Origin of the sequence: Legionella sp. PATHC035 (assembly GCF_026191115.1) — a bacterium.
In the GTDB taxonomy this organism is placed as follows: domain Bacteria; phylum Pseudomonadota; class Gammaproteobacteria; order Legionellales; family Legionellaceae; genus Legionella.
The window spans coordinates 1,164,704-1,178,670 of record NZ_JAPHOT010000001.1; the positions used below are offsets into that span (position 1 = coordinate 1,164,704).

Consider the following 13,967-nt stretch of genomic DNA (forward strand, 5'->3'; position numbering starts at 1 on the left):
TCACCTGAATTTTTATCATTATGTGTTCAGATTTATACCCCAGGTATTATGCCGTAATGCACTACCTCATTAACGGCACCATTTCTTGTAGTGCCATCGACTATCCAAAAATTGCCTTTATTATTTAAACCAAATTTTACATTGACGTACTCACAGACCTTTATCGTATCAGCACAATCAATAATTTTTCCATAGGAAGTTTTACCATCACCCAATGTACAAATAAATTTGACTAAGGGCTCCCCTGTGGCTAATGCCGCCCATTGACGGCCACCTATTGTATGATTGTATCGGGTAGTATACTGACTGTCTTCATCTCGCATTTGATACAAACTCACCGTTTGTGGTAATTGATTGAAGAAGAAATACAAGGATTGTAACGCCCCCTCTTTTCCAGGGTAAAGAGACAATACTTTTAAACTTTCCTTATACCCCACGGGCCTGCATCCTATCGGAAATCGAGCCTCTTCTTTTTCTGCTTTAGCTTGCGCCTCTTTAGGATCCATTTTTTTAGATTGGGCTGCGTCAAGGTGTGTCGACATTGACCCTAAGAAAAACATTAATGAAATCGAAGTGATTTTTTTAATTGTATTCATCATTTTTCTCACTCACTGTCATTGATTGGACGAACAATAACTGTTGTACCCCTAAAATTATTTCGTTCACTGGATAACTCAACAAAGTTCTCATTTAACCATTTGGCATCCTGAGTAAACATGCGTACACAACCATGACTTGCTCTTACTCCAGGTATGTCTGGAGAACCATGTAATGCAAAGCCTTTATGGAAAAACATACAGAAAGGCATCTTCGCGCCACCTTTACCTATGGGAAACACATCGGAGACACATTTTTCATTTTCCTTACTAAATACGCGATAGATCCCAGTTAAAGTGCGGCAAGAACGATTAGCATCCGGACACCTGTCTCTTCCTGATGAAATTGGCCCCCATATCACCAAATTCCCTTCAGCATCATAGGCTGCGTAAGCCAATTTGTCCTGATCAACAATTATTTGCTTTTGATGTTCGTTTGGAATTTTTAGCGGAAAAGGAGACACGTCAAAAACAGTGAGGTAAGCCAGATTTTTTGGAACCGCAATAATTTTGCCCGTCCATAAAGGATTATAAGTACGATTGATTCTTTGGACGATATCGCGTTGTTTTTCATCTGGAAATAAGGTTTCCCAACTTTGTCCAGCCTCAACCTTAACGCAATCATACTGTGGGTAACCGCATAATCCAGTGCCATAAAAGTTAGCCGCATTCGCAACAGCAACCGTAAACATCAACAATGCAGTTGAAAGTAATTTATACATATGCCCCCCCTCTCACCTTACTTTTATTTTTTTACATGCAAGATTTGTGCTTAAATATCAATTTATTCTAATTATTATTCGAGCATATCTAATTTTAGTTTAGTACGAATATTAGGATTTTTGCTAGGGTTATAAATAATATTCTGATCTATTGCTGATAGCCTAGGTGTCAGGCACCCAGAATGACGGGGCTCCTGATTAAACTTTTTCTCCATGAAAAAAAAGAAAAATACGTTTAGCCAAGTGTTCACTAATCCCTGATACTTTGGCAATTTCGTCTATGGGTGCCTTAGCAAGCTCTCGTATCCCACCAAAACGATGAAGCAATGCTTGTCTGCGTTTTGCCCCAACGCCTTCAATATCTTCAAGCGTTGAATCCAGTCTCTTTTTTTGTCTTTTTTTACGATGAGCCGTTATAGCAAATCGATGCGCTTCATCACGGATATGTTGAAGCAGATGTAAGGCCTTGGAATCATCGGGTAGGGTCAATTCGCGTGCCTCATGGACTAAAATCAACTTTTCCCATCCAGCCTTTCGTGAAGGTCCTTTAGCAACACCCAGTAAGATCACTGTCGAGATACCTAAAGAAAGTAATACTTTCTCAGCAACAGCGACTTGCCCCCTTCCGCCATCAATAACTAATACATCCGGCAATGATTGAATTTCTACTAACCGTTTAAAGCGACGAGTAATGGCCTGTTCCATTGCAGCATAGTCATCTCCAGGAGTAATTCCTTCAATATTAAATCGTCGATATTCGCCAGGACTAGGGCCTTCATGATCAAACACAACGCATGATGCCACAGTTGCTTCACCCTGGGTATGGCTGATATCAAAACATTCCATGCGTTCAATAGGCTTTTTCAATCCTAAAAATTGTTCTAATTCATGAAAACGAGATTTCATTGTAGAATGTTTTGTCACGTAATCAGCTACCGAAACACGTAAATTATTCAGTGCAAAATCCATCCAGCGGGATTTTATACCGCGAGGATTTATTTGAATTTTACACTGCTTACCTCGTTGTTGTGATAAGGCTTCTTCCAATGATAGGTGATCCACTAAATCATGGTTCGTAATAATTAACGCAGGGATTTTCTCCGGACTATCTAAATAATAGAAACCTACAAAAGCATCAAAAGTTTGTTGCCATAAATCATCCATACTGGGTTCATCATCTAAGCCTTTTTGGGGCACCGAGGGGAAGTAACACTGACTTGCCAATACTTGGCCTTCACGAATCGTCGCGCACTGAACACAAGCAAAACCGGGACTTACCTCAATGGCAATAGCATCTGCATCGCCTCGTAACTGTAACACGCCCTGTTGTTCTTGGACTAAACGTAAACTTTTAATCTGATCCCTTAAAATTGCTGCTTCTTCAAAATTTAATTCAGTTACTGCTTTGTCCATCCGCTTAGCAAGTTCATCAAGAATTAATTGGGACTTACCTTGTAAAAATCGCATGGCATCTTGTACTGATCGCTTGTAATTTTCTGGCGTTATATAATTGACACATGGAGCGGTGCATCGTTTGATTTGATATTGCAAACACGGCCTTGAGCGTGCATTAAAATAACTGTCACGACAATTGCGGATTTTAAACACTTTTTGAATGGTTACTATCGTCTCCTTCACCGCGCCACTACTGGGATAAGGACCAAAGAAATCTCCTGAAAGAGGCTTTTTCTTTGAACGATAACTTTCAATGCGTGGAAAATCAGGATGATTGGAAAGATGGATGTATGGGTAGGATTTATCATCGCGTAACAAAACATTGTATTTTGGTTTCAATGTCTTAATCAGATTACTTTCCAATAATAAAGCTTCTGTTTCACTGCGCGTGACCGAAATTTCTATACTGGCGATTTGACTCACCAAAGAACGTGTTTTAATGCCTGTATTTTGTTTATTAAAATAGCTTGTAACCCGTTTTTTTAAATTGGATGCTTTACCCACGTAAAGAAGATTCCCTGCTGCATCCAACATACGATAAACGCCGGGTTCATTAGGTAACTTGGTGAGAAACAACGCTAATTCAGTAGAAATATTCATTTAATAATCATAGCAGTAATTAATTGTGCTCTGGAGTGCAACTGTGTAACCCTGAATAGCGCAGCATAATCCGATATGGGTAATCTCTATTGATACAGAAATCCCGAACTATGCAGCGCTAATCCGGGCTACAAAGCTCTTAATCTTCTGATGCCAGATCGATAGGATTTTCTATAATTCCATGCTTTAGAGCCAAATAAGTAAGCTCTACATCGTTTTTAATACCTAATTTTTCAAAGGTACGGTAACGATACCCATTAATCGTTTTAGTACTAAGGAATAGTCGGTCACTTATTTCCTGAACATTCATACCACTCGTAATCATTAACATGACTTGCATTTCGCGTTCAGATAACACATCGAAAGGTGAGCCTTGTACTTCTTCCAAACTATTGATCGCCATTTTTTGAGCAATCTCAGCACTTAAATATCTCTCGCCTTTAGCAACTTTACGTATCGCAGCCGCCATTTCTTCAGCGCCTGACTCCTTCGTCAGATAGCCCATGGCACCCAATTGTAAAACTCGAGTAGGCAACACATCAGAACACATTGCAGTTACAGCAATAACCTTAACGTGGGGATTTGATTTTTTTAGACGACGTGTTACTTCCCAGCCATCAATTCCAGGCATTTTCATATCTAAAAGGACAACATCGGGGGAATGTTTTTTGACTAATGCCAAAGCTTGCTCACCACTTTCTGCATCAGCAACTACTTCTACATCCGACATATCTTCGAGTAATCGTCGAATCCCCATTCGAACCAATGCATGGTCATCAACAATTAGTACTTTAATCAAATAATGCTCCTTGACTTAAGACAGCCAATGAACAAACAGGTTGCTCGATGTTAACAAGACTGGCTGCTCATTACAATATGTATACCTTTAACACGCTCGAATATGAATATTAGGATTATTTGGATCTACCTTAAAAAGCGGCGGAAACTCCCCTAATTCGCGGGTTCGAGCCATAAGTTTACCTAAATCTGATAAAACAAAATCGTATAAAACCTGGTAGTCATTAATTACAAAATAAACAGGTTGTAACATGTCAATACGATAGGGCATGCGAAATGCAGCTATTGGATCAAACATGACTCTCAGCGGAATATCGCTTTCCACGCTGTATACTGTTTCACTAATCGAGGACAGTATCCCACCTCCATATGCTCTCAGACCTTTTATGCTGTTAATTAAGCCAAACTCAACAGTAAACCAAAACATACGTTGCAATAACGGCCAATCGGACTCAGGAAAAGTTAATACTTTCTGAGCGTAATCATAAACAAACTCGGCATAAACTTTGTCCGTCAGCATAGGACAATGACCAAAAATTTCATGGAAAATATCAGGCTCTTTGACATAATCCAATTCTTCTTCATTACGAATAAATGTAGCTACGGGGAAATGTTTTGTTGCCAATAACTCAAAAAATTCGCGAGCAGAAATTAACGCGGCAACTGCAGACACTTGCCAACCCGTTTCTGCTTTAAGTTTTTGATTTAGATCTGGAATTTGTGGAATTGCCTCAGATTGAATGCCTAACGTGTTTAAACCAGCTAGAAATTCATCACAAGCTCTTCCTGGCAATAATTTTATTTGTCTTTCAAATAAAATATTCCAAATAGCATGTTCTTCTTTAGAATAATTAACAAACCCTTGAGCGTCAGGTACATGCGCTACATAACGGCTTGAAAATTCCATAATTTCTCCTCACATACAAAAACCGTAAAAATTAGGTAGTTCGATGGATAGCTATCTTAAAAAGAACCACCTTTTTTAGTTATTAGGCAATTTGCAGATAAATGTCAACAACTATTACAGTTTTTTCAAATTATGCTATAAAATCATATTCATAGTGAATACTCGGAAACAGGTAATGACATTAGGCATTTTAGCAACCGGTGATGAAATAGTTCATGGTGATACTTTAAATACGAATGGGCGTGATATAGCCCACGCGTTAAGCTCTGAAGGCTTGTCTTTAGGTTTTCATGTTTCATGCAGTGACAAAGTGGATGATATCATCAACTGTCTGCAGTTCTTGACCCAGAAGCATGACATTGTAATTATCACTGGCGGGCTTGGGCCAACCACAGATGATCTCACCCGCTTTGCCCTATCTCAATTTACAGGTCAGGAGTTAATTCAGCACTCTATCGCTCTAGAACATATAAAAAGCCGGCTACGTGATGCAAATCTCAATCTTAATCCAGGGAATATTCAACAAAGTCTCTTCCCTAAAGATGCTCAACTTTTACCCAATCCTCTCGGCAGTGCCTTAGGGTGTTACTACCCTTGGAATAATAAAAAGTTTTTTTTATTACCTGGCCCGCCACGAGAATGTTTGCCTATGTTTAATCAATATGTATTACCCATATTACAGCAAACGAGTCACAGTCAAAAACAAATACTTAAGTGGCGAATTTTTGGCTTGGCAGAAAGTGAAATTGCCCAAAAATTGGAAGATGCGCTGCAGGATATTGATTGTCAAACAGGTTATCGCTGGGAATCACCTTATATCGAATTTAAGGTTCGTTGTATGCCGAATCGTGTCGCGCAAATACAAGCTATTGTTGATCCTATCTTAGAACCACATATCATTAGTGGCATAGATAAAAAAGCTTCTGAAAATTTACGTGAATTAATCGCGCAAATTAATGAACCAATAACCATTATTGACGAAGCCACAGGTGGTTTATTGCAATTATTGCTGACCAGGCCTCATATCCATCATTTATTGGATTTTAGTGGTCTGCATCAAAATAAATTATCTTTTCATCTGACCGGCTTAGCCGAATATTGGCAACAACAACCAATACGAGGAACCACAAAATTAGTCATTGACTACAGCAATCACGAGCAGAAAGGTCATGAAACCCATAATATACCTTATCGTACTGCTGCAGTAGTAGAACATGCTGCCGAATGGTTATGCTTCAGACTCTTTCATCTCATCAATCAGCTGCATCAGTGAATAACACAACTGTTGTGTTCCTTCACCGCTGATCGCTGAAATAGCAAAGACTTTATCCTTCCAATTCAGACCATTAACTATGGTTTGTATTCGCTCTTCCCTGCTTGCTGCATCAGGCAACATATCTATTTTGTTCAATACCAGCCATCGCGGTTTTTGTAACAGCTCTGGATTATATTCTGCTAACTCATTAATAATTGTTTTCGCTGATGCAACCGGATCGCTTTCATCAACAGGGGCAACATCAATTACATGAAGTAATACACAGGTCCGGGAAAGATGCTTTAAAAATCGATGACCAAGTCCGGCCCCTGTAGAAGCTCCTTCAATGAGCCCCGGGATATCAGCCATGACAAAACTCTTGTGAGAAGAAACGCTGACCACACCTAAACTGGGATGTAATGTCGTAAAAGGATAATCAGCGACTTTAGCCTTTGAACTCGAGACGGCACGAATTAAAGTTGATTTCCCAGCATTAGGTAAGCCTAATAAACCTACATCAGCCAAAACCCGTAATTCGAGTCGTAAATGTCGTGCTTCCCCTGGGCTTCCAGGAGAGGTCTGTCTTGGAGAGCGATTCACACTACTCTTATAGCGTGTATTCCCTAACCCATGAAATCCACCTTGAGCGATTAACACCGGCACACCGGGCTCTTTAATATCACCCAGCAATTCCCCAGTATCTACATCATAAATCATAGTACCAACAGGTACTTTTATTATTAAATCATCGCCTTTTTTCCCAGTACAATTTCCGCCCATACCGGGCTGGCCATTACCCGCTTTGTAATGACGCATGTAACGAAAATCGACAAGGGTATTCAAATCCGTACTTGCCTCGAAATAAACGCTACCGCCATCGCCCCCATCACCACCATCAGGGCCACCCTTTGGTATGAATTTTTCGCGTCTGAAGCTAAGACAACCATTTCCTCCATGGCCTGCTTCTATTTTTATTACTGCCTCATCAACGAATTTCATGACCAACCTCGAAATAAAAAAAAACCCCGTTGCCGGGGTTAATAACATTGCATATAGGTATAAGGTGTCATTCGGATTACAAAATAAAATTCATGATCCGAAACACATCATAAAAAGCCAAGTCCACTCTGCGCAGAATCCTGGCTGTAGTCATGTAACTTAACTAGTTTGCAGCTTCTTCTTTTTGTTCTGCAATGATAGTTACATACTTACGATTTTTTTCACCTTTAACAACAAATTGTACCAAACCTTCAACCAAGGCAAACAAGGTGTGATCACGACCACAACCAACACCAGGTCCTGGATGAAAACGTGTGCCACGTTGTCTTACAATTATTTCACCCGCGTTAACAAATTGACCGCCATAACGCTTCACACCAAGGTACTTGGGATTCGAGTCGCGGCCGTTACGAGTACTACCACCTGCTTTCTTATGAGCCATTGCTATCCTCTCTTACTTGCTTATCGCAGTAATTTTAACTTGCGAATAATATTGTCTGTGCCCCATTTGTTTCATGTGGTGCTTACGACGACGAAACTTGATAATTTTGACTTTCTTGTGACGGCCATGATCAAGCACTTCAGCTTTCACAGTTGCCTTGGCAACTAATGGAGTACCACAGACGATTTTATCGCCATCAGCCAACATGAGTACCTCTTTAAATTGTATTTCATTGCCAACATCTTCAGGCAGTAATTCAATTTTCAACACATCACCTTCCTTCACGGTGTATTGCTTACCGCCAGTTTTGATTACCGCATACATAATTTTTCTCCAACTCGCCTGATTGGCTATCACAAATTCAATAAAGTCGCATATTCTATGAAATTATGCCTATGACTTCAAGTTCATTTTAAAATATTGTATACTTCGCCACCCTTTCCGGATTTTTTAAATGATAATCCGGTGTTTAATCTGGTCGCGGATTAGATAGGGTACACTTATAAACTTTGGAGTATACAATGTCAAACATCCTTTTAGAAGCACAAACAAGAACGGATATGGGGAAAGGTGCGAGCCGCCGCCTACGTCGTCTTGAAAATAAAGTACCTGCTGTTATTTATGGCGGGGATAAAAAGCCAATGTCAATTCACTTTCAGCATAATAAAGTAGTTAAGGCGTTGGAAACTGAAAGTATCTATTCCAGTGTTTTTGATATTACAGTTGATGGCAAAGTCGAACATGTTATTTTGAAGGCATTGCAACGTCATCCTTATAAACCCGTTGTGATGCATATGGATTTACAACGCGTTTCTAAAACCGACGTTCTGGTTAAACTAGTACCTATTCATTTCATCAATGAAGACAAAGCTCCTGGCATTAAAGCGGGCGGTATTATTAACCATACCATGACTCAAGTTGAGGTACGTTGTCAGGCAAAAGATTTACCTGAGTTTATCGCAGTAGATATGTCCAATGTTCAAATGGATGAGGTGGTTCATCTATCTCACCTAAAATTGCCTAAAGGGGTACAACTCACTGTTGATGTTGCCGATGGTAGTCATGACGCTCCAGTTGTGAGCATTCACATGCCTAGAGCAAGCGCATCAGAGGAAGAAGCATCAGAAGCTGCTGAGGTTTCAGCATCTGAGGTACCTACTGTTAATGCTGCAAAAGACGAAGAGTAATCATTCAAGTGTGCTTGAATCAATATAACACGTAGTAAAATGTAGCCTGGTTAAGCGAAGTATAACCTAGGCTACATAAGCACCAACCCCTATCAAGAGCTATATCATGGCCATTAAACTTATCATTGGTTTGCGTAACCCAGGCTCAGCTTATGAATATACTCGACATAATGCTGGTGGATGGTTCGTCTCCGCCTTAGCTCAGCGCCACAGTGCTTTTTTTAAGCTGGAAAAAAAAATGCAGGCCGAACTGACTGATTTGGAATTAAATCAGCACTCAGGCAAGCTGGTTTTGCCTCTGACGTTTATGAACCATAGTGGTCAACCTACCCGACTTATCAGTCAATTTTACCGAATTTCACCTGAAGAAATATTGGTCGTTCATGATGAACTGGATTTACCACCAGGACGCATTAAACTTAAATCAGGTGGAGGCCATGGTGGTCATAATGGTTTAAGAGATATAATAGCTCAACTAGGCAGCACAGAATTTCACCGTTTACGAATAGGAATAGGTCATCCTGGCCATAGAGATTTAGTTCATCAATTTGTGCTCAGTAAACCCGCTGCACAAGACAGACAGTTAATTTATGATGCAATTGATAGAGGCGTGGCAGTAATGCCTTTAATATTCTCAGGTGATTTAGCCAGAGCAATGAATCAATTGAATGTTTAAAAACTGCTTATCGGTGATGCAAAAAAATTCTGGGTAGAATTTGAATGCAGCTTAATCCAAGGTAGCAGTTAGTATAGATATAAGGTGAGTTCAATCTGAGAAGATTACTTTTTTCTTAGATTGAACTGAATTATGTAGAATGGCTCCGTACAAAATGCCCCACATTTTTACGGGTATGACGTTCTATATTGAACTCACATTCGTTTTAATAATAGAGGTACTACACATGGGATTTAAATGTGGCATCGTGGGCTTGCCCAATGTTGGTAAATCAACACTGTTCAACGCACTCACCAAAGCAGGTATTGAAGCGGCAAACTATCCTTTTTGTACAATAGAACCCAATGTTGGGATAGTTACTGTTCCAGATCCTCGTCTCGATGCTTTGAGTGAGATAGTGAAACCACAACAAGTACTCCCAGCAACCATGCAATTCGTTGATATTGCTGGTATTGTCAAAGGGGCATCTAAAGGTGAGGGCTTGGGAAATCAGTTTTTGGCTAACATTCGTGAAACGGACGCCATTGCCCATGTAGTACGCTGTTTTGAAAACACCGACGTAGTCCATGTCGAAGGTCAAGTACATCCGCTAAGTGACATAGAAGTCATTAATACAGAACTTGCTTTAGCCGATATGGAAACTCTTGAAAAAGCCATATTGAAAGCAGGAAAAAACAGTCGTAGTGGTAATAAAGAAGCAATTTTTGAAATGAAAACCCTGGAAAAAATCAAGACGCATCTTGATGCAGGTTATCCAGTCCGCACCTTAGAATTGAGTGCTGAAGAAGAACCTATTGCGCGCCGCCTTTTTCTGCTTACCGCAAAACCCGTACTTTATATTGCAAATGTCGATGACAACGGTTATGAAAACAATCCTTTACTGGATCAAGTTCGTGATTTGGCGTTGCAAGAAAAAGCCAGTATTGTTGCTCTATGTGCTGCAACTGAAGCAGAATTAGTTGAATTAGATGAAGCAGATCGCCAAGAATTCATGGAAGACTTAGGTTTAAGTGAACCCGGATTGCATCGCGTGATTCGTGCAGGTTATGAGTTATTAGGCTTGCAAACTTATTTTACTGCCGGCATCAAAGAAGTAAGAGCATGGACTATTCCTAAAGGAGCTACTGCGCCACAAGCAGCAGGCGTTATCCATTCGGACTTTGAAAAAGGCTTTATCCGAGCAGAGGTCATTGCCTATGACGCATTTATCACATGTAAAGGTGAGCAAGGGGCAAAAGAAGCCGGAAAATTACGTCTGGAAGGTAAAGATTATGTGGTTTGCGATGGCGATGTCATGCATTTTCGGTTTAATGTATAAGCTCGTGTGCAGCGAATAACCCAAGAAAAAGATCGTATCCCTTGGTCGAACGTGTGGCTGGGTACTCACAAGTTAAACCTACTTTTACTTGACAATTCGTATGCACAAACCTTAGCATTTGCTGATTGAATCGTAGAGGACAAACAATGTCGATTGACAGTATACGCACGCTGGTTAGTGACGATTTTAATGCAGTTAATGCGCTTATTATTAATAAAATCGAATCACAAATCGGTTTAATTGATGACATGTCCCACCATATCATAGAAAGTGGCGGCAAAAGACTGCGTCCATTGTTAGTTCTTTTAGCAAGTAATGCATGTGGTTATCAAGGTAAAGAGCATATTACTCTGGCTGCTATGGTGGAGTTTTTCCATACAGCCACGCTGCTACACGATGATGTCATCGACGAATCCACCTTAAGAAGAGGACGGCAGACGGCAAATGATATTTGGGGTAGCAAAGCAAGTATTTTGGTTGGTGATTACCTTTTCACTCAATCCATTGAATTAATTGTTGATTCTGGTAACCCAGACGTACTCAAGCTTTTTGCCAAGACAGCTCTTGAGATCAGCTGTGGTGAAGTAAAACAGTTATCAAACCGTCATAATCCTACGCTAACTTTTGATGAATATTTTGATGTAATTCGAGCAAAAACAGCGCTCTTATTTGCAGCTGCAGCCTGTATAGGTCCGATCATCAGCAAGGCATCCAAGGAAGTGCAAGACAGTCTGTATGCCTATGGCCTGCATCTGGGTAATGCATTTCAGCTTATCGACGATGCTCTGGATTATTGCTCTGATGCCAAAACAATCGGCAAAAATATAGGGGACGACTTGGCTGATGGTAAGGCTACCTTGCCTTTAATTCACGCATTACAGCATGGTACCGAACTGCAAAAACAACAAATTATAGAAAGTCTGAAAAAAGGCACCTTGGATTTTCTCCCGGATATTCTTCTGGCCCTCGAAGAAACCAAAGCGATAGAATACACCAAGAACATCGCCGCCCAAGAAGTTGACAGGGCGTTATCCTCTTTGATGATGCTACCTAATTCAAAATATAAAGAGGCACTGATCAATTTGGCTCAATTCGCCTTGCAAAGAAGTTATTGATTTAAGAAGCCTGGGCGCAGCACGGTGAATCCCAGAAATTTAATGTAAACCATGTTATATAGTACGACTCTAACACGGAGTGTAGCTCAGCCTGGTAGAGCACTGCCTTCGGGAGGCAGGGGTCGCAGGTTCAATTCCTGTCACTCCGACCATATAAATCAATAGGTTATGAAATTTATAGAAAGGCGCATTATAGCTCCAAGTGTCACAATCTCATTCCCATCATCTTGTTCAGTGCAATATAAAAATTTAACCCAATTAATCACTCGGATCACCATTTGATTTTCTGTAGAATTGCCCCCTATCAAACTGAAAATCGAACTTTTCGCAAGATTTTTAATGAGTTATTACTATTGGTTCTTGTTTCTAGTACTCAAAATGCTGGAGAATATCCAGATCTTACTGTCATATGAAGGGATAACCATGTCAGTGCCCCATCAACGATATTTAGAGGAAGCGATAAAAGAAGCTCGGCAAAGTCTTGCCCAGGGAGGAATACCCATTGGTGCTGTACTTGTTTATCAAAACAGGATCATCGGACGCGGACATAATCAACGAGTCCAAAAAGGAAGCGCTATATTTCATGCTGAAATGGATGCGTTAGAGAATGCGGGTAGACAGCAAGCTCAAGTTTATGAGCAATCTATTTTATACACTACACTCTCTCCTTGCGCCATGTGCAGTGGAGCCATTCTTCTTTATAAGATTCCTTATGTGGTGATTGGAGAAAATCAAACTTTTATGGGAGAAGAATCGCTATTAACCTCTCATGGAGTCAAACTTGAGGTCTTACAGAATAAAGAATGCATCAGCATGATGCGACATTTCATTATTCAAAATAGTAAGTTATGGAGCGAGGATATTGGCGAATAATTCCGTTAAGAAAAATTTTCAGGGTATTATTTACTCGTTTAAAGGCAAATCCTCAAACGCTGTGGCTGTACGCCTAGCCAGCATGACTACTTAGGACCCACCCTAGGTGACGCATCCTCCTTAGGCTCACCAGGTTTTGATTGAGGTGGAGAGCGAAAATAGGAGGAGATAACACCAATTACCTCCTTCGGTAACCTTTTTTCAAGTTCGCCATCTTTCTGCGATTCTGCGTCAATGGCTATTAACGCAATTTGTCTTTCTTGTTCTTCTTTTTTTCTCGTCTCGAGATTAATAGGTAGTTGCTCGTAAATTTTGGTGAGTAAACCTTGGTTTAAAGCTTTTTCCGCTGGATCACTATTTTGCGTTAGCTCAATTTGTTTTAAACGAGTATTGTGATGTTGAAGCGTAAGAGAAAGGCTCTCTAATACTTTATTGGTAATCTTATTTGCTCTTATATTCAGATACTCTAGGGAATCGTTTGATTTCAAGGCGTCGATGATTGCCAGTAAACCGTCTTCACTGATTTGACTGGCATGGATATCTAAAACTCGAAGAGAAGTATTATTTTTTAGGAAATTGGCGATTAATATGGCACCAGCATCATCTATAACACTATTATTCGCGAGTATTGAAGTAATTTGATGCTCTGCTTGCAGACAAGGCAATAATTTTTCTACATCCCTGCCGCCAATATCCTCCGAATTAACAAGACCATAATATCCTAATCGCAAAGTATTTCCGGTATTCAGAGCCTCTAGACGAGGACCATGGGCATTACGGGTGTATATTAAATCCGTACCTGGGATCAAGTTGAACTCTAGAGATGGAAGTTCTTTTTTAATAGTACTCTCTAACTTGGACAGCATATCAACTCCTTTTTCTATGCTTATATAAATTATAGCCATAAATGAACAAAAATTAACCTTGATCGCCATGCCTTTAGCTTAATCAGTTTGGGTTTTATTTAAATAATTTCATTAACTCTTTTTATTTATTATTATTCCATTCGTTTTTATTTAGAGAC

15 protein-coding genes and 1 tRNA gene are annotated in these 13,967 nt (G+C 40.0%); 7 read left to right on the forward strand and 9 right to left on the reverse strand.

Translation table 11 applies throughout. The features are described 5' to 3' along the window. Positions 1-32: 32 nt before the first annotated feature. The 5 genes from OQJ13_RS05195 to phhA form a co-directional block, all read right to left on the reverse strand. Positions 33-596 (reverse strand): endopeptidase IV, encoded by a 564-nt coding sequence (locus OQJ13_RS05195; protein ID WP_265711891.1) that lies wholly within the window; start codon positions 594-596, stop codon positions 33-35. An 8-nt stretch (positions 597-604) separates the two neighbouring features. Continuing rightward, on the reverse strand, positions 605-1,318 hold the full coding sequence (locus tag OQJ13_RS05200; protein WP_265709660.1) for a L,D-transpeptidase: 714 nt from the start codon (positions 1,316-1,318) through the stop codon (positions 605-607). A 198-nt stretch (positions 1,319-1,516) separates the two neighbouring features. After that, the gene (gene uvrC / locus OQJ13_RS05205; protein ID WP_265709661.1) at positions 1,517-3,373 is read right to left on the reverse strand and encodes an excinuclease ABC subunit UvrC; all 1,857 of its coding nucleotides are present in this window, start codon (positions 3,371-3,373) and stop codon (positions 1,517-1,519) included. A gap of 139 nt (positions 3,374-3,512) precedes the next feature. Further along, the gene (gene letA, locus OQJ13_RS05210; protein ID WP_058510655.1) at positions 3,513-4,172 is read right to left on the reverse strand and encodes a two-component system response regulator LetA; all 660 of its coding nucleotides are present in this window, start codon (positions 4,170-4,172) and stop codon (positions 3,513-3,515) included. An 87-nt stretch (positions 4,173-4,259) separates the two neighbouring features. After that, positions 4,260-5,078: a phenylalanine 4-monooxygenase gene (gene phhA, locus OQJ13_RS05215; protein WP_265709663.1), complete on the reverse strand. Its 819-nt coding sequence runs from the start codon at positions 5,076-5,078 to the stop codon at positions 4,260-4,262. A gap of 175 nt (positions 5,079-5,253) precedes the next feature. Here phhA and OQJ13_RS05220 point away from each other — a divergent pair, with 175 nt between their 5' ends. Beyond that, a complete protein-coding gene (locus OQJ13_RS05220) occupies positions 5,254-6,351 on the forward strand; it encodes a competence/damage-inducible protein A (RefSeq protein WP_265709664.1) in 1,098 nt (365 codons plus the stop codon). Here OQJ13_RS05220 and cgtA read toward each other — a convergent pair. The 3 genes from cgtA to rplU form a co-directional block, all read right to left on the reverse strand. Continuing rightward, positions 6,307-7,332 (reverse strand): Obg family GTPase CgtA, encoded by a 1,026-nt coding sequence (cgtA, locus tag OQJ13_RS05225; protein ID WP_265709666.1) that lies wholly within the window; start codon positions 7,330-7,332, stop codon positions 6,307-6,309. The two genes, OQJ13_RS05220 and cgtA, sit on opposite strands and share 45 nt — an antisense overlap. 163 nt (positions 7,333-7,495) lie before the next feature. Next, positions 7,496-7,774 (reverse strand): 50S ribosomal protein L27, encoded by a 279-nt coding sequence (rpmA, locus tag OQJ13_RS05230; protein ID WP_265709668.1) that lies wholly within the window; start codon positions 7,772-7,774, stop codon positions 7,496-7,498. 12 nt (positions 7,775-7,786) lie between these two features. Next, complete coding sequence (gene rplU / locus OQJ13_RS05235; RefSeq protein WP_028381047.1) at positions 7,787-8,098, reverse strand: 50S ribosomal protein L21; 312 nt, start codon at positions 8,096-8,098, stop codon at positions 7,787-7,789. 197 nt (positions 8,099-8,295) lie between these two features. Between rplU and OQJ13_RS05240 the strand changes: the two genes are divergently transcribed. The 6 genes from OQJ13_RS05240 (at position 8,296) to OQJ13_RS05265 (ending at position 12,943) form a co-directional block, all read left to right on the forward strand. Continuing rightward, complete coding sequence (locus tag OQJ13_RS05240; RefSeq protein ID WP_265709669.1) at positions 8,296-8,961, forward strand: 50S ribosomal protein L25/general stress protein Ctc; 666 nt, start codon at positions 8,296-8,298, stop codon at positions 8,959-8,961. A gap of 106 nt (positions 8,962-9,067) precedes the next feature. Continuing rightward, positions 9,068-9,637, forward strand: a complete 570-nt coding sequence (gene pth / locus OQJ13_RS05245; protein ID WP_265709671.1) for an aminoacyl-tRNA hydrolase — start codon at positions 9,068-9,070, stop codon at positions 9,635-9,637. Positions 9,638-9,863: 226 nt separating this feature from the next. After that, on the forward strand, positions 9,864-10,955 hold the full coding sequence (gene ychF / locus OQJ13_RS05250; RefSeq protein WP_265709672.1) for a redox-regulated ATPase YchF: 1,092 nt from the start codon (positions 9,864-9,866) through the stop codon (positions 10,953-10,955). 146 nt (positions 10,956-11,101) lie between these two features. Then, entirely contained in the window at positions 11,102-12,070 is a 969-nt protein-coding gene (locus tag OQJ13_RS05255) for a polyprenyl synthetase family protein (protein ID WP_265709674.1), read from the forward strand. 75 nt (positions 12,071-12,145) lie between these two features. Further along, positions 12,146-12,222, forward strand: a tRNA-Pro gene (locus tag OQJ13_RS05260). 187 nt (positions 12,223-12,409) lie between these two features. Next, complete coding sequence (locus tag OQJ13_RS05265; protein WP_265709676.1) at positions 12,410-12,943, forward strand: nucleoside deaminase; 534 nt, start codon at positions 12,410-12,412, stop codon at positions 12,941-12,943. 86 nt (positions 12,944-13,029) lie between these two features. Here the strand turns inward: OQJ13_RS05265 and OQJ13_RS05270 are convergent, their stop codons facing one another. Further along, on the reverse strand, positions 13,030-13,809 hold the full coding sequence (locus OQJ13_RS05270) for a hypothetical protein (protein WP_265709678.1): 780 nt from the start codon (positions 13,807-13,809) through the stop codon (positions 13,030-13,032). Positions 13,810-13,967 lie beyond the last annotated feature (158 nt).